Origin of the sequence: Stenotrophomonas cyclobalanopsidis (assembly GCF_008710035.1) — a bacterium.
Taxonomy (GTDB): Bacteria; Pseudomonadota; Gammaproteobacteria; order Xanthomonadales; family Xanthomonadaceae; genus Stenotrophomonas; species Stenotrophomonas cyclobalanopsidis.
Map to the genome: position 1 here is coordinate 119,919 of NZ_VYKI01000002.1, position 23,728 is coordinate 143,646.

24 protein-coding genes and 1 tRNA gene are annotated in these 23,728 nt (G+C 68.3%); 9 read left to right on the forward strand and 16 right to left on the reverse strand.

Annotated elements, in window-relative coordinates:
• Window positions 1-188: 188 nt before the first annotated feature.
• The 8 genes from ychF to FJU31_RS02460 all read right to left on the reverse strand — a co-directional run bounded on the left by ychF (window position 189) and on the right by FJU31_RS02460 (window position 7,277).
• Window positions 189-1,280 carry a redox-regulated ATPase YchF gene (gene ychF / locus FJU31_RS02425; RefSeq protein ID WP_150453321.1) on the reverse strand — a complete coding sequence of 364 codons (1,092 nt, stop codon included), beginning with the start codon at window positions 1,278-1,280 and terminating at the stop codon, window positions 189-191.
• A gap of 254 nt (window positions 1,281-1,534) precedes the next feature.
• Window positions 1,535-2,113, reverse strand: a complete 579-nt coding sequence (pth, locus tag FJU31_RS02430; protein WP_150453322.1) for an aminoacyl-tRNA hydrolase — start codon at window positions 2,111-2,113, stop codon at window positions 1,535-1,537.
• Between the two features lie 48 nt (window positions 2,114-2,161).
• The gene (locus FJU31_RS02435) at window positions 2,162-2,779 is read right to left on the reverse strand and encodes a 50S ribosomal protein L25/general stress protein Ctc (RefSeq protein WP_150453323.1); all 618 of its coding nucleotides are present in this window, start codon (window positions 2,777-2,779) and stop codon (window positions 2,162-2,164) included.
• A gap of 108 nt (window positions 2,780-2,887) precedes the next feature.
• Window positions 2,888-3,847, reverse strand: a complete 960-nt coding sequence (locus FJU31_RS02440) for a ribose-phosphate diphosphokinase (RefSeq protein WP_025879147.1) — start codon at window positions 3,845-3,847, stop codon at window positions 2,888-2,890.
• 137 nt (window positions 3,848-3,984) lie between these two features.
• Window positions 3,985-4,061 (reverse strand) — tRNA-Gln (locus FJU31_RS02445).
• Between the two features lie 11 nt (window positions 4,062-4,072).
• On the reverse strand, window positions 4,073-4,942 hold the full coding sequence (gene ispE, locus FJU31_RS02450) for a 4-(cytidine 5'-diphospho)-2-C-methyl-D-erythritol kinase (protein WP_150453324.1): 870 nt from the start codon (window positions 4,940-4,942) through the stop codon (window positions 4,073-4,075).
• Window positions 4,939-5,595, reverse strand: a complete 657-nt coding sequence (gene lolB, locus FJU31_RS02455) for a lipoprotein insertase outer membrane protein LolB (protein WP_150453325.1) — start codon at window positions 5,593-5,595, stop codon at window positions 4,939-4,941. The genes ispE and lolB overlap by 4 nt, the downstream gene beginning before the upstream one ends.
• Entirely contained in the window at window positions 5,592-7,277 is a 1,686-nt protein-coding gene (locus tag FJU31_RS02460) for a tetratricopeptide repeat protein (RefSeq protein WP_188115434.1), read from the reverse strand. Before FJU31_RS02460 ends, lolB begins: the two co-directional genes overlap by 4 nt.
• Before the next feature lie 63 nt (window positions 7,278-7,340).
• On the opposite strand from FJU31_RS02460, the gene hemA reads away from it, so the two are divergent.
• Genes hemA through FJU31_RS02475 form a run of 3 tightly spaced genes read left to right on the forward strand, consistent with a single transcriptional unit; the run spans window position 7,341 to window position 11,392 of the window.
• Window positions 7,341-8,624, forward strand: a complete 1,284-nt coding sequence (gene hemA / locus FJU31_RS02465) for a glutamyl-tRNA reductase (protein WP_150453327.1) — start codon at window positions 7,341-7,343, stop codon at window positions 8,622-8,624.
• The gene (prfA, locus tag FJU31_RS02470; protein WP_150453328.1) at window positions 8,602-9,684 is read left to right on the forward strand and encodes a peptide chain release factor 1; all 1,083 of its coding nucleotides are present in this window, start codon (window positions 8,602-8,604) and stop codon (window positions 9,682-9,684) included. Before hemA ends, prfA begins: the two co-directional genes overlap by 23 nt.
• 4 nt (window positions 9,685-9,688) lie before the next feature.
• Window positions 9,689-11,392, forward strand: a complete 1,704-nt coding sequence (locus tag FJU31_RS02475; RefSeq protein ID WP_150453329.1) for an O-linked N-acetylglucosamine transferase, SPINDLY family protein — start codon at window positions 9,689-9,691, stop codon at window positions 11,390-11,392.
• An 89-nt stretch (window positions 11,393-11,481) separates the two neighbouring features.
• Here FJU31_RS02475 and ppk2 read toward each other — a convergent pair whose 3' ends face one another.
• From ppk2 to FJU31_RS02490, 3 genes are all read right to left on the reverse strand, one after another.
• The gene (ppk2, locus tag FJU31_RS02480; protein ID WP_150453330.1) at window positions 11,482-12,264 is read right to left on the reverse strand and encodes a polyphosphate kinase 2; all 783 of its coding nucleotides are present in this window, start codon (window positions 12,262-12,264) and stop codon (window positions 11,482-11,484) included.
• Window positions 12,265-12,361: 97 nt separating this feature from the next.
• The gene (locus tag FJU31_RS02485; protein ID WP_150453331.1) at window positions 12,362-12,937 is read right to left on the reverse strand and encodes a TlpA family protein disulfide reductase; all 576 of its coding nucleotides are present in this window, start codon (window positions 12,935-12,937) and stop codon (window positions 12,362-12,364) included.
• Window positions 12,934-14,208: a YihY family inner membrane protein gene (locus tag FJU31_RS02490; protein ID WP_150453332.1), complete on the reverse strand. Its 1,275-nt coding sequence runs from the start codon at window positions 14,206-14,208 to the stop codon at window positions 12,934-12,936. The genes FJU31_RS02485 and FJU31_RS02490 overlap by 4 nt, the downstream gene beginning before the upstream one ends.
• Window positions 14,209-14,285: 77 nt before the next feature.
• On the opposite strand from FJU31_RS02490, the gene wrbA reads away from it, so the two are divergent.
• The 3 genes from wrbA (at window position 14,286) to FJU31_RS02505 (ending at window position 15,776) form a co-directional block, all read left to right on the forward strand.
• On the forward strand, window positions 14,286-14,879 hold the full coding sequence (wrbA, locus tag FJU31_RS02495) for an NAD(P)H:quinone oxidoreductase (RefSeq protein WP_108764144.1): 594 nt from the start codon (window positions 14,286-14,288) through the stop codon (window positions 14,877-14,879).
• Window positions 14,876-15,211, forward strand: coding sequence for a DUF2069 domain-containing protein (locus FJU31_RS02500; RefSeq protein ID WP_150453333.1), 336 nt, complete (start codon window positions 14,876-14,878; stop codon window positions 15,209-15,211). The genes wrbA and FJU31_RS02500 overlap by 4 nt, the downstream gene beginning before the upstream one ends.
• Before the next feature lie 79 nt (window positions 15,212-15,290).
• Window positions 15,291-15,776: an asparaginase domain-containing protein gene (locus tag FJU31_RS02505; protein ID WP_079220726.1), complete on the forward strand. Its 486-nt coding sequence runs from the start codon at window positions 15,291-15,293 to the stop codon at window positions 15,774-15,776.
• Window positions 15,777-15,891: 115 nt separating this feature from the next.
• On the opposite strand, the gene FJU31_RS02510 is transcribed toward FJU31_RS02505, so the two are convergent.
• The 3 genes from FJU31_RS02510 to sufT form a co-directional block, all read right to left on the reverse strand.
• Window positions 15,892-17,643, reverse strand: a complete 1,752-nt coding sequence (locus FJU31_RS02510) for a S8 family peptidase (protein ID WP_150453334.1) — start codon at window positions 17,641-17,643, stop codon at window positions 15,892-15,894.
• Window positions 17,644-18,602: 959 nt separating this feature from the next.
• Window positions 18,603-19,697, reverse strand: coding sequence for a branched-chain amino acid aminotransferase (locus FJU31_RS02515; RefSeq protein ID WP_150453335.1), 1,095 nt, complete (start codon window positions 19,695-19,697; stop codon window positions 18,603-18,605).
• Window positions 19,698-19,756: 59 nt separating this feature from the next.
• Entirely contained in the window at window positions 19,757-20,308 is a 552-nt protein-coding gene (gene sufT, locus FJU31_RS02520; protein WP_108767828.1) for a putative Fe-S cluster assembly protein SufT, read from the reverse strand.
• Window positions 20,309-20,430: 122 nt separating this feature from the next.
• Here sufT and FJU31_RS02525 point away from each other — a divergent pair, with 122 nt between their 5' ends.
• Window positions 20,431-20,850, forward strand: a complete 420-nt coding sequence (locus tag FJU31_RS02525) for a hypothetical protein (protein ID WP_150453336.1) — start codon at window positions 20,431-20,433, stop codon at window positions 20,848-20,850.
• Window positions 20,851-20,944: 94 nt separating this feature from the next.
• On the opposite strand, the gene FJU31_RS02530 is transcribed toward FJU31_RS02525, so the two are convergent.
• Window positions 20,945-22,405 (reverse strand): NAD(P)(+) transhydrogenase (Re/Si-specific) subunit beta, encoded by a 1,461-nt coding sequence (locus FJU31_RS02530; protein ID WP_150453337.1) that lies wholly within the window; start codon window positions 22,403-22,405, stop codon window positions 20,945-20,947.
• Window positions 22,402-22,722 (reverse strand): NAD(P) transhydrogenase subunit alpha part 2, encoded by a 321-nt coding sequence (locus FJU31_RS02535; protein ID WP_150453338.1) that lies wholly within the window; start codon window positions 22,720-22,722, stop codon window positions 22,402-22,404. Before FJU31_RS02535 ends, FJU31_RS02530 begins: the two co-directional genes overlap by 4 nt.
• 98 nt (window positions 22,723-22,820) lie before the next feature.
• On the opposite strand from FJU31_RS02535, the gene FJU31_RS02540 reads away from it, so the two are divergent.
• Together FJU31_RS02540 and FJU31_RS02545 are read left to right on the forward strand one after the other, a co-directional pair.
• The gene (locus FJU31_RS02540; protein ID WP_150453339.1) at window positions 22,821-23,405 is read left to right on the forward strand and encodes an RNA polymerase sigma factor; all 585 of its coding nucleotides are present in this window, start codon (window positions 22,821-22,823) and stop codon (window positions 23,403-23,405) included.
• Entirely contained in the window at window positions 23,402-23,728 is a 327-nt protein-coding gene (locus FJU31_RS02545; protein WP_150453340.1) for a DUF3379 domain-containing protein, read from the forward strand. The genes FJU31_RS02540 and FJU31_RS02545 overlap by 4 nt, the downstream gene beginning before the upstream one ends.

The window sequence follows — 23,728 nt, forward strand, 5'->3', positions numbered from 1 at the left end:
GCGACACGCTGGGTTTTCCACACCGCGCGTGGAAAGCGGTGGGGGTTTGGTGTGGACAAGTGGGTGCGAACATTGCGCTGCAGGCGTTTCAGAGCATGGTCATTTTTTGTCCAGCGCAGAAACCGATGCCGGAAACGCGGACGCCCCGCTCGAGGCGGGGCGTCCGGGGTCGATCCGATGCGGCTGGATCAGACGTTGAAGCGGAAGTGCAGCACGTCGCCTTCCTGCACGCGGTATTCCTTGCCTTCCAGGCGCAGGCGACCGGCTTCCTTGGCGCCGGCTTCGCCCTTGTACTTGATGAAGTCGTCATACGCGATGGTTTCGGCGCGGATGAAGCCCTTCTCGAAGTCGGTGTGGATGACCGCGGCGGCCTGCGGGGCGGTGGCGCCCTTGCGCACGGTCCACGCGCGGACTTCCTTCACGCCAGCGGTGAAGTAGGTTTGCAGGCCCAGCAGGCTGTAGGCCGCGTTGATCACGCGGTTCAGGCCCGGCTCGCTCAGGCCGAGGTCGGCCAGGAAGGTGTCGCGATCTTCGTCGTCGAGCTGGGACAGCTCTTCTTCGATCGCGGCCGACACCGGCACCACCTGCGCGCCTTCGGCGGCGGCGTGGGCGCGCACGGCGTCCAGGTGCGGGTTGTTCTCGAAGCCGTCTTCCAGCACGTTGGCGATGTACATCACCGGCTTCAGGGTCAGCAGGAAAAGGTCACGGACCAGCGCCTTCTCTTCCTCTTCCAGGCCGACCGAACGACCGGACTTGCCGTCGGCCAGGGCGGCCTGCAGCTTGGCCAGCACCGGCTTGCGCGCGGCCGCTTCCTTGTCGCCACCCTTTGCCGCGCGCTCGGCACGGTTCAGTGCCTTCTCGACGCTGTCCAGGTCGGCCAGGGCCAGTTCGGTATCGATGGTTTCGATGTCCGAGATCGGGTCGACCTTGTTGTTGACGTGGATGACGTCGGCGTTCTCGAAGCAGCGCACCACGTGGGTGATCGCATCGACTTCGCGGATGTGCGCCAGGAACTTGTTGCCCAGGCCTTCGCCGCTTGCCGCACCTGCGACCAGGCCGGCGATGTCGACGAACTCGACCGCGGTCGGGATGACCTTCTGCGGGTTGATGATCGCCGCCAGCTCACCCAGGCGCGGGTCCGGCACCGGCACGATGCCGACGTTCGGTTCGATGGTGCAGAACGGGAAGTTCGCCGCGGCGATGCCCGCCTTGGTCAGCGCGTTGAACAGGGTCGACTTACCGACGTTGGGCAGGCCGACGATGCCGCATTTGATACCCATGGGTGACAGCTCTCTGGGGTGAAAGTGATTGGGGAAGCAGCGAGGTGGGCGCTGCTTTTCCAATCATTCTCCGTACCGACCAACGGTCGGTACCTACCGGCCTGGTTGATTCCGTACCGACCAACGTTCGGTACCTACCGGTCTGGTTGATTCCGTACCGACCAACGGTCGGTACCTACCGGCCTGGTTGATTCCGTACCGACCAACGGTCGGTACCTACCGATCTGGACGACCAACGGTCGGTACCGGACCGGTTACTTCGGGGTGTGCAGCCGCTTCATTGCTTCGTTGAAATCGCCCTGTACCGCCAGCGGCAGCACGTCGATCGCATCGTCGATGGCGCGTGCGATCAGCACGTCGTCGTCGCTGGACGGACGGCCGAGCACCCAGCCCACCACGCGGTCCTTGTGGCCGGGATGGCCGATGCCCACGCGCAGGCGGTGGAACTTGCCGTGGCCGAGCAGGCGCATGGTGTCACGCAGGCCGTTCTGGCCGCCGTGGCCGCCGTCGAACTTCAGCCGAACCGCGCCGGGCGGCAGGTCCAGTTCGTCGTGGGCCAGCAGGGTTTCCTCCGGCTCGATCTTCCAGAACCGCTGTGCGGCGGTGACCGACTTGCCGCTGAGGTTCATGAAGGTGGCCGGCTTCAGCAGCCACACGGTCTGCCCGGCGATCTCGACCTTGGCGGTCTCGCCGAACAGCTTACTGTCCACATTCCAGCGTGCACCGGCTTTTTCGGCCAGGGCCTCAACGAAATGAAACCCGGCATTGTGCCGGGTCCGGGCGTGTTCCGATCCGGGATTGCCCAGACCGACGATCAGTCGCAGTCCTGCCATGGTTCCTTCCAGAACGGTGCCTGCCCGGAGGCAGGCACCGCTACGGTATTACTCGGCAGCCGGAGCTTCAGCGTCGGCAGCGTCTTCCTTGCCGTGCTTGGCGGTGACGATGGCGTCGTCGTGGTCCTTGCCCAGCGCCAGGGCCGGGATTTCCACGCCCTTCGGCAGCTTGATGTTGGACAGGTACACCACGTCGCCAGCGTTCAGATCGGCCAGGTCGACCTCGATCGACTCCGGCAGGTCCTTCGGCAGGCAGCTGATGGTGACTTCCTTCAGTTCGTGGGTGACCACGACGTCGGCAGCCTTGCCAGCCGGCGAGGTGTCTTCGTTGATGAAGTGCAGCGGAACCGAAGCGGTCAGGGCTTCGTTCTCGTTCACGCGCAGGAAGTCCAGGTGCATGATCAGCTGCTTGTACGGGTGGCGCTGCATATCACGCAGCAGCACGCGCTCGACCTTGCCATCCAGGTTCAGGTCCAGGATGGAGGCGTAGAACCACTCGTTCTGCTGGGCCAGCCAGATTTCGTTGTGGTCCAGGCTGATGGCGACCGGCTCGGCGGTGCCGCCGTACACGATGGCCGGGATCACACCAGCGTGACGCAGGCGGCGGCTCGCACCCTTACGCTGCAGTTCACGCTTGGTGACCTTGATTTCATGGGTCTTCGACATTTTCGACTACTCAGGTTGTTGCCTTGCCTTGCGGCTCGGCGATTGAAGATGCTTCCGCGACCAGAAGCACCCGGGGGGTGTCCCCACCGTTGCCGGCGGGGACGAAAATCAATCGACGTACAGCGAGCTGACCGACTCGCCGAAGGCGATGCGGCGCATCGTTTCGGCCAGCATTTCCGCCACGCTGAGCTGGCGGATCTTGCTGCACACCCGCGCTGCATCCTTCAGCGGGATGGTATCGGTCACCACCAGTTCGTCGAGCTGGGAATTGGTGATGTTGTCCACCGCCGGGCCCGACAGCACCGCGTGGGTGCAGTAGGCGGCGACCTTGAGCGCACCGCGCGCCTTGAGGGCAGCGGCAGCGGCGCACAGGGTGCCGGCGGTATCGACGATGTCATCGACCATGACGCAGGTCTTGCCTTCGACGTCACCGATGATGTTCATCACGGTGGAGACGTTGGCGCGCGGGCGGCGCTTGTCGATGATCGCCAGGTCGGCGTCATCCAGGCGCTTGGCCACCGCACGGGCGCGGACCACGCCGCCCACGTCCGGCGAGACGACGATCAGGTTCTCGGTGCCGTAGGCGCGCCAGATATCGGCCAGCAGCAGCGGGGACGCATACACGTTGTCCACCGGGATATCGAAGAAGCCCTGGATCTGGTCGGCGTGCAGGTCGACGGTCAGCACGCGATCAGCGCCAGCGGTGCTGAACATCTTGGCCGCCAGCTTGGCGGTGATCGGCACGCGCGAGGAACGCATGCGGCGATCCTGGCGCGAGTAGCCGAAGTACGGCACCACGGCGGTCACGCTGGCCACCGATGCGCGCTTGAGCGCGTCGATCAGTACCAGCAGTTCCATCAGGTTCTCCGCGCTCGGCGCCGAGGTCGGCTGGATCACGAAGACGTCCTGCTTGCGGACGTTTTCTTCGATCTCGACCTGCACTTCACCATCGGAGAAGTGCGAGACCAGTGCCTTGCCCGGGCGGACTCCCAGTTCCTTGCAGATGTTCTGCGCCAGCCGTTTGTTGGCGTTGCCGGAAAATACCAGCAGGTTCGGGGACTCTTGCATCATGATTGTCTCGGGCGGGGACGAGTGGCGGGGATCCGGTAGCGGCAAGGACCGCTGCGGCCCCTGCTGCTTACAACACCGCGGCTGTTTCCACGTCCCGCGCAGTGATGCGCTGGATGGCGCGGACGCAGCCGCATTGGCAGGGGCGGGAGGATTCGAACCTCCGAATGCCAGGATCAAAACCTGGTGCCTTGGGCCTCTTGGCGACGCCCCTGCATTGATGAATCAGTGTTGCTCGAGTGCATCCAGCAGTGGCGAACGTGCAACGCCCGCGGCCACCCTTGCCCGCAACTCCTTCGGCAACTCCGCTCGCCCCTGCTCTGCGGCAGCCTGCGAATCGAACTCGACGAAACAACCACTTCCGGACCCGGTCAAACGTGCCTGGCCTATGCTGCTCAACGCGGCAAGCACCGCCTCGACGGCAGGCTCGCGACGGCGCAGCACCGGCTCGAACACGTTTCCGACCAGAGCGCCGGAAGCGAAGTCGCCTATTTTCGCCTGTGGGCAGTCGCGCGTCAAATCCGGGTCAGCGAACAGGGCCGGGGTCGGAACATGAACGCCCGGTTCGACGATCACGTACCAGGCCGGCGGCAGGGCCACCGGCTGCAGGCGCTCGCCCACGCCCTCGGCCCAGGCGTTGTGGCCGCGCACGAAGACCGGCACATCTGCGCCCAAGCGCAGGCCAAGTGCAGCCAGCGCATCCTCGTCCAGGCCGGCCTGCCAGAGCCGGTTCAGGACCACCAGCACGGTGGCCGCATCGGACGAGCCGCCACCGAAGCCACCACCCGCCGGAACACGCTTTTCAACGACAATATCAGCGCCTTGGACGATGTTGGCGGCCGATTGCAGCAACCTGGCCGCACGCACCGCCAGATCATCGGCCTCGGCAACACCGGCCAGGCCCTCGCCCTGCCGTCGCACCTGGCCATCGTCGCGCAGGCGCAGGCCGATGCGGTCGCCCCAGTCCAGCAGGCGGAACACGGTCTGCAGCTCATGGTAGCCATCGGCGCGGCGGCCGGTGATGTGCAGGAACAGGTTCAGCTTGGCCGGGGCCGGCCACCAGGACCAGCCATCGGCGTCAATCTGCGCGGTCATGGCGCGTCGATGCCCCACTGGTCGACCAGCAGGCGCACCTTGGAGTCCTCACGGCTGGCCTCGATGCGCCGCGGCAGGGCCGGGCTTCCTTCCTGGGCCGGATACCAGTCCAGGTACTGGATCAGCCAGCCAGCCTGCTGCATGCGCCGCGGGCGGCCCTCGGCATCGCGCTCCACGCTGCTCTCGCCGGAACCGCGCAGCACCAGGCCACGGGTCCAGTCGGACATTTCATTGACCGGGATATCCCAGCCGGTGGCATCGAGCAGCAGCTGGCGGGCGTCATCGCCGGCACGCGGGCCGTCGCCGAGCCCTTCCAGGCGTGCCCCGCCCTGCACCGAATCCCCCTGCAGGGTCCAGCTCTGGCGGGTGACCGGCGCACTCAGCTGGATGCGGTATTCGCTACCCTGCTGGACCCAGTCGATGCGTCCGCTGCCCCCGTTTTTTCCTTTGCTGACCGCGACCCGGCCCTGGAAGCTGTAAGCGGGCTGCGCGCGCAGGGCCTGCACGCGGGCCTCCTCGGCGCGCTCGGCGGCCGGCGACACGGTATAGACCACGTCCGGAGCAGGCGTCTTCTGCGTGCCCACGCTGGTACAGGCGCTTACCCCCAGGGTCACGGCCACCAGCAGCATCGGCCGGATCATGGAAACACTCATGGATTGAATTTCTCGCGGGCGCGCAGCAGCGCGCGGTTTTCAGGGTCGAGCTTGGCCGCCTCCTCGAAGAAGTGGCGGGCCTCGTCGTGCTTGCCGAGCACCCACAGCACCTCGCCCACGTGGGCGGCGATCTCCGGGTCGCGGGACAGCGTCCAGGCCCGGCGCAGCTGCACCAGGGCTTCGTCGTTGCGGCCCAGGCGATACAGCACCCAGCCGTAGCTGTCGACGATGGCCGGGTTGTCCGGCTCGGCCACGCGCGCGCGGTCGATCAGTTCCAGGGCTTCCTGGTAGCGCTTGGTGCGGTCGGCCAGGGTGTAGCCCAGCGCGTTCAGCGCCGGCACGTTTTCCGGGTCGGTCACCAGCACCTTGCGCAGGTCGGCTTCGGCGCGGGCGATGTCATCGCGCCGCTCCCAGGCCAGGGCGCGGGCGTACAGCAGGCCGTTCTCGTCCGGATAGGCGGCCAGGCCACGGGCCAGCGCATCCAGTTCGCCCGGCAGGTCGTCGGCGCGCTGGCGCAGCTCGGCTTCCAGCAGGTAGGCATCGCGGCGCACGTCATCATCGACCATGGCATCGGACTGGATGGCATGCACCTCGTCCAGCGCCAGCGCCTGCCGGCCGGCCAGGCCCTGCGCATTGGCCGCGCGCAGGCGCGCCTCGTTCAGTTCGTCGCCGCCCGGCACGCTGTGGTACCAGTTCACCGCCTCGGGGTAGCGCTTGAGGTATTCGGCGATCTTGCCCAGCAGCAGGCGCTGCGCCGGGTCCGGCTTGGCAGCCTGCCGCGAGAGCTCGTTGTAGAGGCCCGACAGCGCGACGGTGTCGCCCTGCTTGGCCAGCAGCGAAGCGCGCATGCCCCAGGTCTGCACGTTCTGCGGGCCGACGGCCAGCACCCGCTCGGCGGCGGCCGGCTGGCCCAGGCTGTCATAGGCGATGGCCACGGCGTTGCGCAGCTCCGGGTCCTGCCGGGTCTTCGGCTCGACCCCCTGCAGCAGCGCCAGCGCCTGCGCGATCTGCCCGGCCTGCTGCAGCTGGCTGGCACGCAGCAGGGCCACCCGCGGCTCGTCCGGGAAGCGCTTGACCACTTCGTCGATCATGCGCCGGGCCAGCTCGGGCTTTTCCATGCGCAGGGCCAGCCGGCCGAATTCCTGCCAGGCCTCGATCTTCGGCGGAATGGCATTGGCATCGACCAGCTCGCCCAGCACCTGCGCCGGCACGGCCGGGTCGCGGCCACCGCCGATCAGGGCGGCCAGCGCGAACTTCCAGCCGCGATCGTCGGGGTCGGCCAGCAGGGCCTGCAGCTCGGTGCGCGCGGCCTTCACGTTGCCCTGGCGCATCGCCAGCGCACCGGCGGCACTGCGCATGGACAGCGAGCTGGGGGCGCGCTTCTCCCACAGGGCCAGGCCCTTGGCGGCGCTGGCGTCATCGTTGGCCAGCATGGAGATGCGGGTGGCCCGTTCGGCCAGCCCGGCATCGCCGGCGGTCTGCTCGGCCGCCTGCAGGTACCCGTGCGCGGCGTCGGCCAGCTTGCCGGCCTGCAGGGCGAATTCACCGGCCATCACCGGTTCCAGGGCCAGTTCTTCGCTGGCCGGGCCCCGTGCAGGGGCCTTGGCCGGCGCCGCCGCCAGCACCTGGCTGAAGGCCAGGGACAGCAGCAGAACACTGGGGATGCGAATCAATGCGGGCATCGTCGGCATCGGGGCCTTAAAATGTCGTCCAATGGCCAGCAGCTTATCGCAAGCAACTGAACAATGACCCTGTGGGTGCTCGGACTGAATCACCAGACCGCACCGGTAGAGCTGCGCGAACGCGCGGCCTTCGCCGGTGACGCGCTGCCGCGCGCGCTCGGTTCGCTGCGCGATACACCGCAGATCGCCGAGGCGGTCCTGCTTTCCACCTGCAACCGCACCGAGCTGTACGCGGTGGCCGAGTCGCCGCAGGCGCTGGACCACTGGCTGCACAGCCAGGCCGGCGACCTGCAGGGCTACCTGTACCAGCATGCCGACGCCGATGCGGTGCGCCACCTGTTCCGGGTCGCCACCGGCCTGGATTCGATGGTGCTGGGCGAGCCGCAGATCCTGGGCCAGGTGAAGGATGCCTGGTCCACCGCGCGCGATCACGGCCTGCTCGGGCAGCGCCTGGACCGGCTGTTCCAGCAGACCTTCTCGGTGGCCAAGCGTGCGCGCACCGATACCCAGGTGGGCGCCAATCCGGTCTCGGTCGCCTCGGCCGCGGTGCGCCTGGCACAGAACGCGTTCGCCCGCCTGGATGATTCCACGGTACTGCTGGTCGGCGCCGGCGAGACCATCGAGCTGGCTGCACGGCACCTGAGCGAAGGCAAGGTGCGCCGCCTGCTGATCGCCAACCGCACCCTGGCCCATGCGCAGGAGCTGGCCACCCGCCATGGCGGCGTGGCGCTGCCGCTGACCGAACTGGAACGCCACCTGGCCGAGGCCGACGTGGTGTTCTCGGCCACCGCCGCGCGCGAGCCGGTCATCCACCGCGAGATGGTGGCCAAGGCCCTGCGCGCACGCCGGCACAAGCCGATGCTGCTGTTCGACCTGGCCGTGCCGCGCGACATCGAGGCCGAGGTCGGCACGCTCAACGATGCCTTCCTGTACACCGTGGACGACCTTGAGCGCGCGGTGGAAGACAACCGCCGCGGCCGTCGCGAGGCGGCCGCCGAGGCCGAGGCGATCATCGACCTGCAGGTCTCGCGCTTCGTCGAAACCCTGCAGGCCAGCGCCCACCAGGCACCGCTGCGGCAGCTGCGCGCCTTCGGCGAGGCCACCCGCGCCGAATTGCTGGAACGTGCGCGGCAGCAGCTGGCCAATGGCAAGCCGGCCGACGAAGTGCTGGAACTGCTGGCCCATGGCCTGACCAACCGCCTGCTGCACCCGCCGACCGCCGCCCTGCGCGCGGCTGCGCTCAGTGGCGATGCCGACCTGACCCGCGCCGCCGAGCGCCTGTTCCCGGCCACGCCGGGCTACCGCCACCCACCCGTGAGACCCGATGACGCCGACCCTGCGCCGTAAGCTGGAAGCGCTGGCCGAGCGCCGCGAAGAACTGGAACGCCTGCTCGCCGAACCCGACGTGGTCGCCGACAACAACCGTTTCCGCGATCTTTCGCGCGAATTCGCCCAACTTGAACCGGTCGCCACCGCCCTGGCCGACGAAGCCCGTGCCAAGGCCGACCTCGCCGCCGCCGAAGGCATGCACGCCGACCCCGACCTGCGCGAGCTGGCCGACGAGGAAATCGCTGCCGCCCAGGCCCGCCTGCAGGAGCTGGAGCAGGAACTGGCCCTCCTGCTGGTGCCGCGCGACCCGCGCGACGAGGGCAACCTGTTCCTGGAAGTGCGTGCCGGTACCGGCGGCGACGAAGCGGCGATCTTCGCCGGCGACCTGTTCCGCATGTACGCCCGCTATGCCGAGCGCCAGGGCTGGAAGGTCGAGATCGAATCGGACAGCCCCGGCGAACACGGCGGCTACAAGGAAGTGGTGGCACGCGTGGTGGGTCGCGGCGCGTTCTCGCGCCTGAAGTTCGAATCGGGCACGCACCGCGTGCAGCGCGTGCCGGCCACCGAATCGCAGGGTCGCATCCACACCTCGGCGGCGACCGTGGCGATCATTCCCGAGGCCGACGAGGTCGATGACATCGTCATCAACCCGGCCGACCTCAGGGTGGATACCTATCGCTCGTCCGGCGCCGGCGGCCAGCACGTCAACAAGACCGAATCGGCCATCCGCATCACCCACGTGCCGACCGGCGTGGTGGTGGAGTGCCAGACCGAGCGCAGCCAGCACGCGAACCGCGACAAGGCGATGAAGCGGCTGAAGGCGCAGCTGCTGGATGCCGAGCGCCAGCGCCAGGACGCGGCGCAGGCCGAATCGCGGCGCCTGCAGGTGGGCAGCGGGGACCGCAGCCAGCGCATCCGCACCTACAACTTCCCGCAGGGCCGGATCACCGACCACCGCGTGGAAGGGCTGACCCTGTACGACCTGCCCAACGTCCTGTCCGGCGACCTCGACGCCCTGCTGCAGCGCCTGAGCCACGAGCACCAGGTGGACGCGCTGGCCCAGCTGTCGGCGGGCTGAGCCGATGTCGGCCTGGCAGCAACGACAACAACTGCAGCAGGCGCTGGCACGCCAGCCCGGTGATTTCATCGCCTGGGTGATGCTGGCCGATGTGGAACTGGAAGCCGGTGATATCGCCGCCGGCGAACAGGCCGCACGGCGCGCCCTGCAGCTGCGGCCGAACCATCCCGAGGCGCTGGCCCGGCTGGGCCGGGTGGCGTGGATGGTCGGCGCCCACGCCGATGCGGCACAGCTGCTCGGCCAGGCCTCCGCGCTGGCACCGGAACACCCGGGCATCGCCCTGTGGCTGGGCCACGCGCTGGAAGATGCCGACGATGCCGAAGGTGCCGCCGCGGCCTATCGCCGCGCGCACACGCTGCTGCCCGGCGAACCGTATATCGCCGCACAGCGCCTGGCCTGGCAGCGCCGCCTGTGCGACTGGCAGGACGTGGGCGCGCTGGCCGCACAGGTGCGCGCCGCCGTTGCCGCTGGCCAGGGCGTGGTCGAGCCGTTCGCCTTCCTCAGCGAGGACGCCAGCGCCGCCGAACAGCTGGCCTGCGCCCGCATGCGTGCCGCCGCGGTGGCCGCGGCCGTCCGCCCGCTGCCGGCGGTGCCGGTGCGTGCACGCGGCCCGCTGCGCGTTGGCTTCCTCTCCAATGGCTTTGGCGCCCACCCCACCGGGCTGCTGACCGTGGCCCTGCTGGAGCAGCTGCAGGCCGACCCGGCACTGCAGCTGCACCTGTTCGCGCTGAACCGCGATGACGGCAGCCGCATCCGCGAGCGCCTGCAGGCCGCGGCGCGCCTGCACGACGTGGCCGGCCAACGCCATGCCGAGACCGCTGCACGGATCCGCGCGCAGGGCATCGACGTGCTGTTCGACCTGCGTGGCTGGGGCGGTGGCGGCGCGCCGGAGGTGCTGGCCATGCGCCCTGCCCCGCTGCAGCTGAACTGGCTGGCCTACCCCGGCACGTCCGGTGCACCGTGGCTGGACGCGGTGATCGGCGATGCCTTCGCCCTGCCGCCAGCACTGGAACCGCATTACAGCGAGCGCGTGCTGCGCCTGCCGCGCGCCTTCCAGCCGTCCGACAACACCCGTGTGCTGGAACCTGCACCGACCCGCGCCGACTGCGGCCTGCCTACGCAGGGCGTGGTGTTCTGCTGCTTCAACAACAGCTACAAGCTCAATCCGCGCAGCATGGCCCGCGCCTTCGCGGTGCTGCAGGCGGTGCCGGGCAGCGTGCTGTGGCTGCTGGCCGGCCCAGGCAAGGCCGATGCACGCCTGCGCGCGGCGGCACAGGCCGCCGGCGTGGATCCGGCACGGCTGGTGTTCATGGCCAAGCTGCCGCACCCGCAGTACCTGGCCCGTTATGCGCTGGCCGACCTGTTCCTGGACACGCACCCGTACAACGCCCACACCACCGCCTCCGATGCGCTGTGGGCCGGCTGCCCGGTGCTGACCTGCCCCGGCGACACCTTCGCCGCGCGCGTGGCCGGCAGCCTCAACCACCACCTCGGCCTGGCGCACATGAACGTGGCCGACGATGCCGCCTTCGTCGCCATCGCCAGCGCCCTGGGCAACGACCCGACGGCACTGGCCGCGCTGCGCGCTGAGCTGGCGCAGGCGCGCGAGCGCAGCGGCGTGTTCGACATGGCCGGCTTTGCCGCGGATCTGTCGGCGCTGCTGCAGGCTTTGGCGCGCGAGCACGGCTGGGGCGGCGTGGCGGGGTAGAGTCGACCGTTGGTCGACTGCTCCTGGGCGGGCCGCGAAAACCCACGCTGCGCGCGATGGTCGACCAACGGTCGACTCTACCGGCCCGCTCAATCCTCGAGCGGAAAATCCTCGATCGGTTTCAGCACGTCGTAGTGCTCCACGTGCAGCTTGCCCTTCAACTTCGGCAGATCCAGCACCGGCTCATCCACCCGCGTATCCGGCAGCCGGTCCAGCAGGTTGCGCACCAGCGACAACCGCCCCAGCCGCTGGTCGTTGAAATCCACCAGCGTCCACGGCGCCGCGTCGCGATGCGTGGCCCGCAGCATTGCCTCGCGGGCCTCGGTGTAGGCGCTGTACTTGCTGCGTGACTTCAGATCCACCGGCGACAGCTTCCAGCCCTTCAGCGGATCGCTGTGGCGCTCCTCGAAGCGCTTTTCCTGCTGCGCCTGGTCCACGCACAGCCAGTACTTGAACAGCAGGATGCCGTCATCCACCAGCAGCTGCTCGAACACCGGTGCCTGGTGCAGGAACTGCTGGTACTCGGCCTCGCTGCAGTAGCCCATCACCCGTTCCACGCCGGCGCGGTTGTACCAGCTGCGGTCCATCAACACGATCTCGCCCGCCGCCGGCAGGTGGCTGGCGTAGCGCTGGAAATACCACTGCGTCGATTGGCGGTCGGTCGGCTTCGGCAGTGCCACCACCCGGCATTGACGCGGGTTGAGGTGCTGGCTGATGGCCTGGATTGCGCCACCCTTGCCGGCCGTGTCACGACCTTCGAACAGCACCAGCAGACGCTGCCCGCTGTGCTGCACCCAGCGTGCCATTGCGGTCAGTTCCAGCTGCAGCGGCTGCAGCAGTTCGTCGTATTCCTTGCGCTTGAGCTTGCCCATCGGAGCACCACACTGGAGGGAGCCCCGAGCGTAGCGCAGCGGTTGCCCACGCGGTGTTGACGCCGGGCAGAGCGGAACAGTCGACCAACGGTCGACTCTACCTCGCAGCGGCGATCTGCTGTTCGATGTCGGTGGCGGTGACCGGTCCCAGGAACGTGTGCGCGACCTTGCCGTTCGGATCGATCAGGTGGGTCAGCGGCAGGCCGCGCGGGATCGCGAAGTCGGCCGGCGGGTCGAACGGATCGACCACCACGATCGGATAGGTCACCGGGTGCTTGCCCAGGAACGCCTGCATCTCCGGCGTCTCGATGTCCTCGTAGGCCAGGCCCACCACTTCGATGTTGCTGCGCATCGCATGCAGCGCCGACAGCTCCGGCATCTCCTTGCGGCACGGTGCACACCAGGTCGCCCAGAAGTTCACCACCACCCACTTGCCACGGTGCGCGGCCAGGTCGTAGTCGCTGCCGTCGATGGCCTTCATCTTCAGGGTCGGGAACTCGGCCGTGGTGCGCTCGGCCGGATTCTCATCCGCACCCTCCGCCGGAGCCGCGGGCGTCGGCGCCTGGGCCGGCGGTGCGCTGCTGGCCGGGGTCGGTTCCTGCGCAGGCTTGCAGGCGGCCAGGGCCAGCAACAAAGCCAGCGGCAGGGCCTTCAACAGGGGGGGGCGGATCATGGGGTATCTCCGTAATCAGGATAGATGTCGCTGACACGGCGCTTGAGGCGCTCGCGCAGCGGCAGGCGAAGCTCATCCAGCGCCGCCAGTGCGGCCCGGCCGAGGCTGTCGTCGCGGTAGGGCAGGAACTGCTCGGCTACCGGGATGCGCAGCTGTGTCCACTCGTAGAGGTCGGAAAGACTGACCTGGTCCAGATCCCGCGCGAGAAGCCAGTCGCCATTCTCGTCGCGGCGCAGCAGGCCATGGGCCTGCAGTTCGCAGACCAGATCATGCAGCAGCGCATCGGTCAGCAGCGGTTCCAGCCGCAGGATCTCGTCGTCGTCAAGGCTTTTGCCGAGCGCGCGTGCCTGCTGGAAGCGCCCGAGCAGGCGCAGCAGGCCGTAGAACTCGAAGCCCTGCGGCAGGCGCAGTTCCACCGGCTGGTAGCGGAAGGCGGCCATCGACGAGGCCAGCGACGCACCCAGCAGCACCGCCACCCAGCACAGGTAGATCCACAGCAGCAGGATCGGCACGAAGGCGACCGTGCCATAGAGCTTCTGGTACGACTGGAAGCTGCCCAGGTAGGCACCGATGCCCCACTTGATCAGCTCCAGCAATACCGCCGCCAGCACCGCGCCGGGAATCGCATGCCGCCACTTCACCGTGTGATGTGGCACTACCCGGTAGACCAGCATGATGCAGACAAATTCGATCAGCACCGGCGCCAGCCGCAACGACAGGTCGGCCAGCCAGCGCCCTTCCTGGGTGCCGAACAGCGGCAATGCCAGCACCCGCGCCGACACCGCCAGCGACGCGGCCGCGAGCATCGCGCCGAGGGTCAGCACAGTCCAGTAGACCAGGAAGCGGGTCAGCTTGGGCCGCGTGCTGCCCACCCGCCAGATCTGGTTGAAGGTTTCCTCGACGCTGTTGAGGGTGATCAGCAGCGATACGACCAGGGCGATGAAGCCGGCGGCGGTGAGCTGGCCGGCACTGGCCGAGAACTGCCGCAGGTAGCCTTCGGCCGCGCGCGCGGCGCTGGGCACGAAGTTGGAGAACACGTAGTCACTGAGCTGGTCGCTCCAGCGATCGAACACCGGGAACGCCGACAGCACCCCGAACACCACGATCGCCAGCGGCACCAGCGCGAACACGGTGGTGTAGGCCAGCGCCGCCGCTGCCTGGAACAGGCGGTCGTCGAGGAAGCGGCGCCAGAGGAAGCGGCCGAAGCTGGCGGCGCGTGCGCGATCCCGCGCGCGCTCCATCCACAGGTTGAGCGTATCCAGAGGTTCCATCGGCGCAAGGGTACCCGATGCGGAATCGATGCAGGATAGCCATACTGGCATCCACACGATGAGGAGACCTGCACGCGATGGGCGAGATTCTGGTGCTGTACTACAGCCGGGGCGGTTCGGTAGCACGGCTGGCGCGCCAGATCGCGCGGGGCATCGGTGAGGTGCCGGGCATGACCGCGCGCCTGCGCACGGTGCCGCCGGTGGCCGCGGTGACCCAGACCGCGCAGCCGCCGGTACCCGATGACGGCGCGCCCTACGTGAGCGTGCAGGACCTGGCCGAGTGCCAGGGCGTGCTGCTGGGCAGTCCGACCCGCTTCGGCAACATGGCCGCGCCGGTCAAGCACTTCCTGGATGGCCTGGGCGCCGAATGGGTGAACGGCACCCTGGCCGGCAAGCCGGCGGGAGTGTTCACCTCCACCGCCTCGATGCACGGCGGCCAGGAATCGACCCTGCTGTCGATGCAGGTGCCGCTGCTGCACCACGGCTGCCTGATCGTCGGCATACCCTTCACCGAGCCGGCGCTGAGCCACACCACCAGTGGCGGTACGCCGTATGGTGCCAGCCACGTGGCCGGTGCCGCCGACGACCCGCAACCGACCGACGACGAGGCCGTGCTGGCCCGCGCGCTGGGCCGCCGGGTGGCCGACATCGCACAGCGGCTGGCCCGATGAACACCGCGCCGCGCACGGTCCTGCTGCTGGCCCTGCTGGGCCTGGCGGCGCTGTACGCAGGCTGGTTCATCAATGACAAGCATTGGCTGGCCACACAGCTGGTGTTCACCGCGCCGCCGCTGGCGCTGGCCATCGCCCTGCGCCTGCGCTGGCGCAAGGCCGGGTTCTGGGCCTCGGTGCTGGCCTTGGGCTGGTTCAGCCACGGGGTGATGAGCGCCTGGAGCCACCCCGAGACCCGCTGGCTGGCGCTGATCGAGATCGCCCTGGCCCTGCTGGTGATCTTCGCCGCCAGCCTGCCGGGGCTGCGCGCCCGCTTCAGCAAGCGACGCTGACGCTGCGGCCGCCGGGCCTTATCATCTGTGTTCCCGGCCCCGCGCCGCTGTACCTGTCCTGGTTTCGCGCATGCACATGATGGAAGAGCTCCTGGTCGTCACCACCGGTGGCACGATCGACAAGATCTACTTCGACGACAAGTCGGACTACCAGATCGGTGATCCGCAGATCGGCATGATCCTGCGGGAGCTGGGGGTGACCTTCCGCTTCAACGTGATTCCGATCCTGCGCAAGGACTCGCTGCACATCAACGATGACGACCGCGAGCTGATCCGCGCGACCATCGCCGCGCAGGCGACCCGCCACGTGCTGGTCACCCACGGCACCGATTCGATGGTGCAGACCGGCCAGGTGCTGGCGACGATTCCGGACAAGACCATCGTGATGACCGGTGCGCTGAGCCCGGCCCGCTTCCGTGGTTCGGATGCGGAGTTCAACATCGGCTGTGCGATCGGTGCGGTGCAGTCGCTGCCGACCGGCGTGTACATCGCCATGAACGGCCGCATCTTCGACCCGCAGCACGTGCGCAAGAACGTGGCGGCGAACCGCTTCGAGTCGGTCTGACGAACCCGTAGTGCCGAGCCCATGCTCGGCAGCTCCCTGACAACCGAGCATAGGCCCGGTTCCAAAAAAACACCCCGGCCGAAGCCGGGGCGTGCCCTTGGAGAGGGACGTGGGCTCAGTACTGGGCGTTGAGGGTGACGCCCGAGAAGGTGCTGTAACCCTTCACCCGGACATGCCAGATGCCGGCGGCGGGGCTGTTGATGGTGCAGGTTTCGTTGTTGCCGCTCAGGTAGGGGCGGCAGGTGTAGGTCGTGTCGGTCGGCGCGCTGCCCTGGCGCACGTACAGGTCGGCATCACCGCTGCCGCCGCTGATCGCCACGCGCAGCTGTGAACGACCGGCAGGCACTTCCACCGTGTAGCTGAGCGAGGCACCGCTGGCCGCGCCCAGGCCGGTCACCGGAACGTTGTTCTGCAGTACCGTGCCACCCGGGTTGGGGTTGGTGCCGCCACCGGTGCCGTTCTTGGCTGCGGTGACTGCTGCGTTGGCATCGACAATGCCGGCGCCACAGCCGCCCGAGCAGGCGCCCGGCAATGCGCGCGCAGTGCTCTTGATGATGCTTTCCACCTGCGCCGGGCTCAGCGGCGAGGGCGCCACCGACTGCATCAGCGCCACGACGCCGGCCACGTGCGGCGCCGCCATCGAGGTACCGTTGTAGGACGCGTAGGTCGCGCTGGCCGGAACCGTGGTGCCGGTGTTGAGGGTCGAGAGGATGTTCGCGCCCGGCGCGGAGATGTCGATGCCGGTGCCGTAGTTGGAGAAGCTGGCCTTGGCACCGGCTGAGGTCACCGCAGCGACCGCCACGACGTTGGCGCAGTTGGCCGGTACCGAGGTGGAGACATTGGATGACTCGTTGCCGGCGGCCACCACCACGGTGGTGCCACGGCCGACCGCGCCGTTGATGGCGTTCTGGTAAGTGGTCGAGCAGGTGCCGCTGCCACCCAGCGACATGTTGATGACCTCGGCCGGGTTGGCGTTGGCCGGCACGCCGCTGACCGTGCCACCCGAGGCCCAGGTGATGGCGTCGACGATGTCGGAGGTATAGCCACCGCACTTGCCGAGCACGCGCACCGGCACGACCTTGGCGTTGAAGGCGGTACCGGCCACGCCGGTGCTGTTGTTGGTCACCGCGGCGATGGTGCCGGCCACGTGGGTACCGTGCCAGCTGGAATTGGACGCCGGATAGCCCGCGCCGCATTCGTTGGCGGCGTACCAGTCGCCTTCGTCGTTGGGGTTGTTGTCGCGACCACCACCATCACGCGCCATCGCGGCATCGCTGATGAAGTCGTAGCCGGGCAGGATGTTGGCGTTCAGGTCCGGGTGGCTGGTGATGCCGGTATCGATGACCGCCACGACCACGCCGGTGCCGGTGGACTGGTCCCAGGCCGGACGCACGTTGATCGAGGCGTTGGAGGTGCCGAAGCCCCACTGTTCGCTCAGGCGCGGATCGTTGGGCACCAGGTTGGCGCGCATGATCTGATCGACTTCCACGTACTCGACGTTCGGGTCGGCGGCGAGCTTGCGCATCAGCAGCTCGGATTCGGCCTGGTCCAGCGCGCGGTCGGAGCGCACCACGCTCGGACCGGTGGCCAGGCGGCGGACCTGCTGCAGGCCGAGGGCGCGCCCCTGGGCGCTGGGCAGGCCGGCAGCGGCGGTCTTCAGTGACGAAGCCAGTGCGGTGGTGTTGGCCACCAGCTGGCTGCCGTCCTTGTACTTGACGATGAACTGCCGATGCTCCGGAGCGGACTTCAACCCGCTGAGCTGGACATCGCCAGCGAAGGCCGGGGCGGCCAGCAGCAGGGAGGTGACGACGGTAGCACTGAGAACCACCCACGACTTGCGCAGGCGCGGTTGCGAAACCTGGGACATCGGAATTTCCCTTTCTAGTGGTGTGAATGCCGGAATCGGCATAAGCACCGGCCCGAGCGCGCGATGGAGGTGTGCACGCGTGGCTCGAAGTCCGGTCAGTCAGCGGATTCCCCTGCGACCCGCCGTACTGTTGACGCTAATGACCTGAAACGAACTCCACAAGATTTTCAGCGTCATTTCAGTAACGTGAAATGTCTGATCTGAGACGTTTTGGGTGTAGGGTTTGTGAAGGTGAAGAAACTTTCACGTCACCTCAACAGACATGAACGGGACTTTGAGTGTCCACCCATGTCTTTGCCGACATCGGCAGTTGTGGCGCCGGGAACCGTCGCGGTAGCGCCGGGCCATGCCCGGCGGCAGTACGGCAGTCGAGCATGGCTCGACTCTACAGGGAGCGTGCGCGCAGCCCATCGCCCTGGTAGCGCCGGGCCATGCCCGGCGGCAGACGGCTGTTACGCAGAAAGCCCGTCACGGGGACGGGCTTTCCGGGTACGGCAGTCGAGCATGGCTCGACTCTACAGGGAGCGTGCGCGCAGCCCATCGCCCTGGTAGCGCCGGGCCATGCCCGGCGGCAGACGGCTGTTGCGCAGAAAGCCCGTCATGGGGACAGGCTTTCCGGGTACGGCAGTCGAGCATGGCTCGACTCTACAGGGAGCGTGCGCGCAGCCCATCGCCCTGGTAGCGCCGGGCCATGCCCGGCGGCAGACGGCTATTACGTAGAAAGCCCGTCACGGGGACGGGCTTTCCGGGTACGGCAGTCGAGCATGGCGCGACTCTACAGGGAGCGTGCGCGCAGCCCATCGCCCTGGTAGCGCCGGGCCATGCCCGGCGGCGGACGGCTATTACGCAGAAAGCCCGTCACGGGGACGGGCTTTCCGGGTACGGCAGTCGAGCATGGCTCGACTCTACAGGGAGCGCAGCCGAGCGTGGGCTCGGCTCTACAGACCTGGTGCAGGCGATCAGCCCAGCTTGACCAGCCAGTTGTGGCGGTCCGGCTGGCGACCGTACTGGATGTCGGTCAGTTCCTTGCGCAGCGACAGGGTCACTTCGCCGGCCGGGGCGTTGATGTCGCCCACCGAGAAGCCTTCGCCCTTGAGCTGGCCGATCGGGGTGACCACCGCCGCGGTACCGCAGGCGAACACTTCGGCGATGTCACCGGAGGCCACGCCGTTCTTCCACTCGTCGATGGTGACCTTGCGCTCTTCGACCTTCATGCCGCGATCGCGGGCCAGCTGCAGGATGCTCTCGCGGGTGATGCCCTCGAGGATGCTGCCGGACAGTTCCGGGGTGACCAGGGTGCCGTCCCTGTAGACCAGGAAGACGTTCATGCCGCCCAGCTCTTCCAGATACTTGCCTTCGACCGGATCCAGGAACAGCACCTGCGAGCAGCCCTGTGCCTGCGCCTTCTGCTGCGGCAGCAGCGAGGCGGCGTAGTTGCCACCGCACTTGGCCGCGCCGGTGCCGCCCTTGGCGGCACGTGCGTATTCGGTGGACAGCCAGATCGACACCGGGGCGACGCCCTTGGCGAAGTACGGGCCGGCCGGGCTGGCGATGACGTAGTAGCCGGCCTTGTGCGCGCCGCGCACGCCGAGGAAGGCTTCGTCGCCGATCATGAACGGACGGAAGTACAGGCTGGACTCATCGGCCGACGGCACCCAGGCGCTGTCCAGCGCGATCAGCTGCTTCAGCGATTCGACGAAGATCTCCACCGGCAGTTCCGGCAGCGCCAGGCGCTGTGCCGAACGCTGCAGGCGGCGGCCGTTGGCATCCGGGCGGAAGGTCCAGATCGAACCATCGGCGTGGCGGTAGGCCTTGATGCCTTCGAAGATTTCCTGGCCGTAGTGCAGGACGGCCGCAGCCGGGTCCAGTTGCAGCGGACCATAGGCACGCACGTTGGCGTTGTGCCAGCCGGTGTCCTTGTCCCAGCGCACTTCCACCATGTGATCGGTGAAGTGCAGGCCGAAGCCCGGCTTTTCCAGGATCTGGGCGCGCTCTTCAGCGCTGCGCGGGTGGTCCGAACGGGTGACGGCGAAGCTGGGAATGGACTGGGACACCGGAGGATTCCTGTTCTGGTTGCGGGTAGTGCCGGACCCGCCATGCGGCGGGCCGTAGGTCAAAGCATGCCGGTTTCGAGCCGGGCGGCCTCGGACATCATGTGCTGGTTCCACGGCGGGTCGAACACCAGTTCGACATCGGCCTGGGCCACGGTCGGGACCATCTCGAGCTTGCTGCGCACGTCGTCGACGAGGATGTCACCCATGCCGCAGCCGGGCGCGGTCAGGGTCATCTTCACGTCGATCTCGCGCTGGCCTTCGTCCAGATGCTTGATCTCGACTTCATAGACCAGGCCCAGTTCGACGATGTTGACCGGAATTTCCGGGTCGAAGCAGGTGCGAAGCTGCTGCCACACCAGCTGTTCCACCTGTTCATCGGTGGCATCGGCGGGCAGTTCCAGCGGCGCCGGGGCCTCCTTGCCGATGGCGTCGCCGTCCTTGCCGGCGATGCGGAACAGGTTGCCTTCGACGAACACCGAATAGCTGCCGCCCAATGCCTGGGTGATGTAGCCATAGCTGCCGGCTGGCAGGGTCACGGTGTCGCCCTGCGGGACCATCACGGCCTCGCAATCGCGTTCGAAGTGGACAGGTTCGCTGCTACGGGAATACATGGGGACCGATATGGGGCCGCGGCCGAAGCCACGCAAGACGGCATTCTAGCCCAGCCGCCCTGCCCCCGCCGGTGCACTGCGGCAAACCACAGTATCCTGTGGGGGTCCTTCAGGAAGCTTCGATGTCCTCCAATGCCGCGCGTGCCAGGACCGTCACCTGGCTTTGGCCCTTCATGCTGCTGCTGGGTCTGGTTGTCGCCCCGATGGTCTGGGTGCTGCTGGCCCTGATGACCGGCCGCCAGGTCGGCTGGATGGCGGTGCTGACCGCCCTGGAACTCACGTTCATGCTGCGCTTGGGCACGCTGGGCCCGGGCCGCGTGCGCATCGCGCTGGTGGTACTGGGCACGGTGCTGGTGAGCGCGGTGGCCTACTGGTGCATCGCCAGCGCCTGGATGGGCGGTTCGATCGGCCTGAACCCGATGGATGCCGCGCTGCGGATGGGCCCGCACCTGGCCTGGACCCTGACCAGCCTGGCCAACGGCGCGGTTGAATGGATCTGGCTAGCCGTGGCTGTGGTGGTCGGCGCCTGGCTGGCGCGCTGAACGCACGGGTGCCGGTAGCGCCGGGCCTTGCCCGGCGAGCGCAGCGGCCGACGCAGAAAGCCGGCGGGCATGGCCCGGCGCTACCGGTACAGCCTCAATGCCCGCCGTCGAGCGCCTTCAGTTCGCTCACCAGCGAGGCTGCGGCCTCGGCGCCATCGCCGTACAGCATGCGGGTGTTGTCGGCGTAGAACAGCGCATTCTCGATGCCGGCAAAGCCGGTGCCCTTGCCGCGCTTGATCACCACCACGTTGCGGGCGTTGACCACGTCCAGCACCGGCATGCCGTAGATCGGGCTGGCCGGATCGGTGCGTGCCACCGGGTTGACCACGTCGTTGGCACCGATCACCAGCACCACGTCGGTGTTGGCGAATTCGGGGTTGATGTCGTCCATGTCGGCGATCAGGTCGTAGGGCACGCCCGCTTCGGCCAGCAGCACGTTCATGTGCCCGGGCATGCGACCCGCCACCGGGTGGATCGCGAACTTCACCTTCACCCCGCGCTGGCCCAGACGCTGCGCAAGCTCCCAGATCTTGTGCTGGGCCTGGGCCACGGCCATGCCGTAGCCGGGCACGATCACCACACGCTCGGCGAAGGCCATCATCGCCGCCACGTCGGCCGCTTCGATCGGCTTCTGCGAGCCGGTGATCGCCTGCGCCTCGCCACCGGCGCCACCGCCGAAGTTGGAGAACAGCACGTTGCTGATCGGCCGGTTCATCGCCTTGGCCATCAGCCGCGTCAGCAGGATGCCGGCCGCGCCGACCATCATGCCGGCGATGATCAGTGCCTCGTTGCCCAGCACGTAGCCTTCGAAGGACACCGCCAGGCCGGTGAACGCGTTGTACAGCGAGATCACCACCGGCATGTCGGCACCGCCGATGGGCAGGGTCATCAGCACGCCCAGGGCCAGCGCCAGCACGAAGAAGGCCACGATGGACCAGGTGCTGAGCGTGCTGGCGGCGATGATCGCCAGCACCACCACGGCCAGCGCCACCAGCAGGTTCAGCGCCTGCTGGCCGGGCCAGGTCACGCGCTTGTCCAGGCGCCCGTCGAGCTTGGCCCAGGCAATGACCGAACCGGACAGCGACACCGCGCCGATGGCCGCGCCGATCACCGCCAGCAGCAGCATGGTGGCCGAGGGCTGGCGCGCGGCCAGGTCGGCCAGTGCCTGTGCGCTCCAGTGGCTGGTATCGCGGTTGGCCAGGAAGGCATAGCGCAGCAGTTCCACCCCGCCGATGGCCGCGGCCGAGCCACCGCCCATGCCGTTGTAGAGCGCCACCATCTGCGGCATGTCGGTGATGGCGACCTTGCCGGCCGACCACCAGGCCAGGCCGGCGCCGAGCAGCAGGGCCACCAGGATCAGCGGCACGTTGTGCAGTTCGGGCAGGAAGAAGGTGGCCACCGTGGCCAGCAGCATGCCCAGCCCGGCCCAGCGGATGCCGCTGCGCGCGGTCAGCGGCGAGGCCATGCGCTGAAGGCCTAGCAGGAACAGGGTGGCGGCCACCAGGTAGCTGGCCTTGACCAGCCAATCGAGCAGTTCGACGGTGCTGATGTTCAAGCCTGCGGCTCCTTCGGTTCGTCCTTGCCACCCTTGGGCGCGCTCGGCTTGAACATTTCCAGCATGCGCGCGGTGACCACGTAGCCACCGGCGGCGTTGCCGGCACCCAGCACCACGGCCAGGAACCCCACCGCCTTCTCCAGCGGTGTCTGGGCGTGGCCCAGCACCACCATCGCGCCAATCAGCACGATGCCGTGGATGAAGTTGGAACCCGACATCAGCGGGGTATGCAGGATGACCGGCACCCGCGAAATGATCACGTGGCCCGCGATTGCGGCCAGCATGAAGATGTACAGCGCCACGAACCCGTCACTCATCGGCAACGCCTCCCGCTCTGTCTTCGTCGCCCCATCATAACCACGGGCTGAACCCGACGCGCACTCCGGTCAACCAAAGGCGCGCTCACGCGTTGTCGATGTTGACCCCGAGCGAGGAACCGTACCCTGTGCTGGTGAGCAGCCCCCTCCCCCCGACCGCCGACGCCGATGCCCTGCCGGCATCGCTGGACGCGTTCCTGGCCAGCGTCGGCCCGCGCGCCTTCCGCTTCGCCGAGGCCGGCCTGCGCCAGCGCGAGGATGCGCTGGACGCGGTACAGGATGCCCTGCTGCGCATGCTGGACTACGCCGACAAGCCGGCCGCCGAATGGGCGCCATTGTTCTGGAGCATCCTGCGCCGGCGGGTGATCGACCTGCAGCGCCGGCGCCGCTTCCGCCTGCCGTTCTGGCGCGACAACCACGATGCCGACGGTGCCGACATCGACTGGGCCGACCCCGGCCCGGACCCGGCGCAGGCGCACGAGCAGCACCAGCGGTACCAGCAGCTGGTGCAGGCCCTGCGCACCCTGCCCGCCCGCCAGCGCGAAGCCTTCACCCTGCGCGTGCTGCAGGACCTGGACGGGGCCACCACCGCCCGCACCATGGGCTGCAGCGAAGGCGCGGTAAAGACCCATCTGGCACGCGCCCGACAGGCGCTGCAGGATTACCTGGAGAACCACCCGTGAACCGCTCTCTGCCCTCCGATGACGCCCTGCGCAGCCTGCACGCGCAATCGCTGCAGTCGCTGTCGCCGGCCACCCTGGCGCGCCTGCGACAGGCCCGCCACGGCGCCCACGCGGCGCACCGGGGGCGCTGGCGCTGGTGGCTGGCCAGTGCCTGTTCGCTGGTGATGGCGCTGGGCATCGGCGTGCAGTTCACCGGCCCGCGCACGCACACCGGTCCGGCCCCGGCACCAACGGTGGCCGCGGTGGAAGACAACAGCGCGCTGTACGACGAGAATCCCGACATGTACCTATGGCTGGGCGACACCGACCTGGCGATGGAGTGA

What these genes read in the sequence shown, in the direction of transcription:
- ychF (WP_150453321.1), bottom strand. Translation starts at nt 1,280, where the DNA reads ATGGGTATCAAATGCGGCATCGTCGGCCTGCCCAACGTCGGTAAGTCG.
- pth (WP_150453322.1), bottom strand. Translation starts at nt 2,113, where the DNA reads ATGGCAGGACTGCGACTGATCGTCGGTCTGGGCAATCCCGGATCGGAA.
- FJU31_RS02435 (WP_150453323.1), bottom strand. Translation starts at nt 2,779, where the DNA reads ATGTCGAAGACCCATGAAATCAAGGTCACCAAGCGTGAACTGCAGCGT.
- FJU31_RS02440 (WP_025879147.1), bottom strand. Translation starts at nt 3,847, where the DNA reads ATGCAAGAGTCCCCGAACCTGCTGGTATTTTCCGGCAACGCCAACAAA.
- ispE (WP_150453324.1), bottom strand. Translation starts at nt 4,942, where the DNA reads ATGACCGCGCAGATTGACGCCGATGGCTGGTCCTGGTGGCCGGCCCCG.
- lolB (WP_150453325.1), bottom strand. Translation starts at nt 5,595, where the DNA reads ATGAGTGTTTCCATGATCCGGCCGATGCTGCTGGTGGCCGTGACCCTG.
- FJU31_RS02460 (WP_188115434.1), bottom strand. Translation starts at nt 7,277, where the DNA reads ATGCCCGCATTGATTCGCATCCCCAGTGTTCTGCTGCTGTCCCTGGCC.
- hemA (WP_150453327.1), top strand. Translation starts at nt 7,341, where the DNA reads ATGACCCTGTGGGTGCTCGGACTGAATCACCAGACCGCACCGGTAGAG.
- prfA (WP_150453328.1), top strand. Translation starts at nt 8,602, where the DNA reads ATGACGCCGACCCTGCGCCGTAAGCTGGAAGCGCTGGCCGAGCGCCGC.
- FJU31_RS02475 (WP_150453329.1), top strand. Translation starts at nt 9,689, where the DNA reads ATGTCGGCCTGGCAGCAACGACAACAACTGCAGCAGGCGCTGGCACGC.
- ppk2 (WP_150453330.1), bottom strand. Translation starts at nt 12,264, where the DNA reads ATGGGCAAGCTCAAGCGCAAGGAATACGACGAACTGCTGCAGCCGCTG.
- FJU31_RS02485 (WP_150453331.1), bottom strand. Translation starts at nt 12,937, where the DNA reads ATGATCCGCCCCCCCCTGTTGAAGGCCCTGCCGCTGGCTTTGTTGCTG.
- FJU31_RS02490 (WP_150453332.1), bottom strand. Translation starts at nt 14,208, where the DNA reads ATGGAACCTCTGGATACGCTCAACCTGTGGATGGAGCGCGCGCGGGAT.
- wrbA (WP_108764144.1), top strand. Translation starts at nt 14,286, where the DNA reads ATGGGCGAGATTCTGGTGCTGTACTACAGCCGGGGCGGTTCGGTAGCA.
- FJU31_RS02500 (WP_150453333.1), top strand. Translation starts at nt 14,876, where the DNA reads ATGAACACCGCGCCGCGCACGGTCCTGCTGCTGGCCCTGCTGGGCCTG.
- FJU31_RS02505 (WP_079220726.1), top strand. Translation starts at nt 15,291, where the DNA reads ATGGAAGAGCTCCTGGTCGTCACCACCGGTGGCACGATCGACAAGATC.
- FJU31_RS02510 (WP_150453334.1), bottom strand. Translation starts at nt 17,643, where the DNA reads ATGTCCCAGGTTTCGCAACCGCGCCTGCGCAAGTCGTGGGTGGTTCTC.
- sufT (WP_108767828.1), bottom strand. Translation starts at nt 20,308, where the DNA reads ATGTATTCCCGTAGCAGCGAACCTGTCCACTTCGAACGCGATTGCGAG.
- FJU31_RS02525 (WP_150453336.1), top strand. Translation starts at nt 20,431, where the DNA reads ATGTCCTCCAATGCCGCGCGTGCCAGGACCGTCACCTGGCTTTGGCCC.
- FJU31_RS02535 (WP_150453338.1), bottom strand. Translation starts at nt 22,722, where the DNA reads ATGAGTGACGGGTTCGTGGCGCTGTACATCTTCATGCTGGCCGCAATC.
- FJU31_RS02540 (WP_150453339.1), top strand. Translation starts at nt 22,821, where the DNA reads ATGTTGACCCCGAGCGAGGAACCGTACCCTGTGCTGGTGAGCAGCCCC.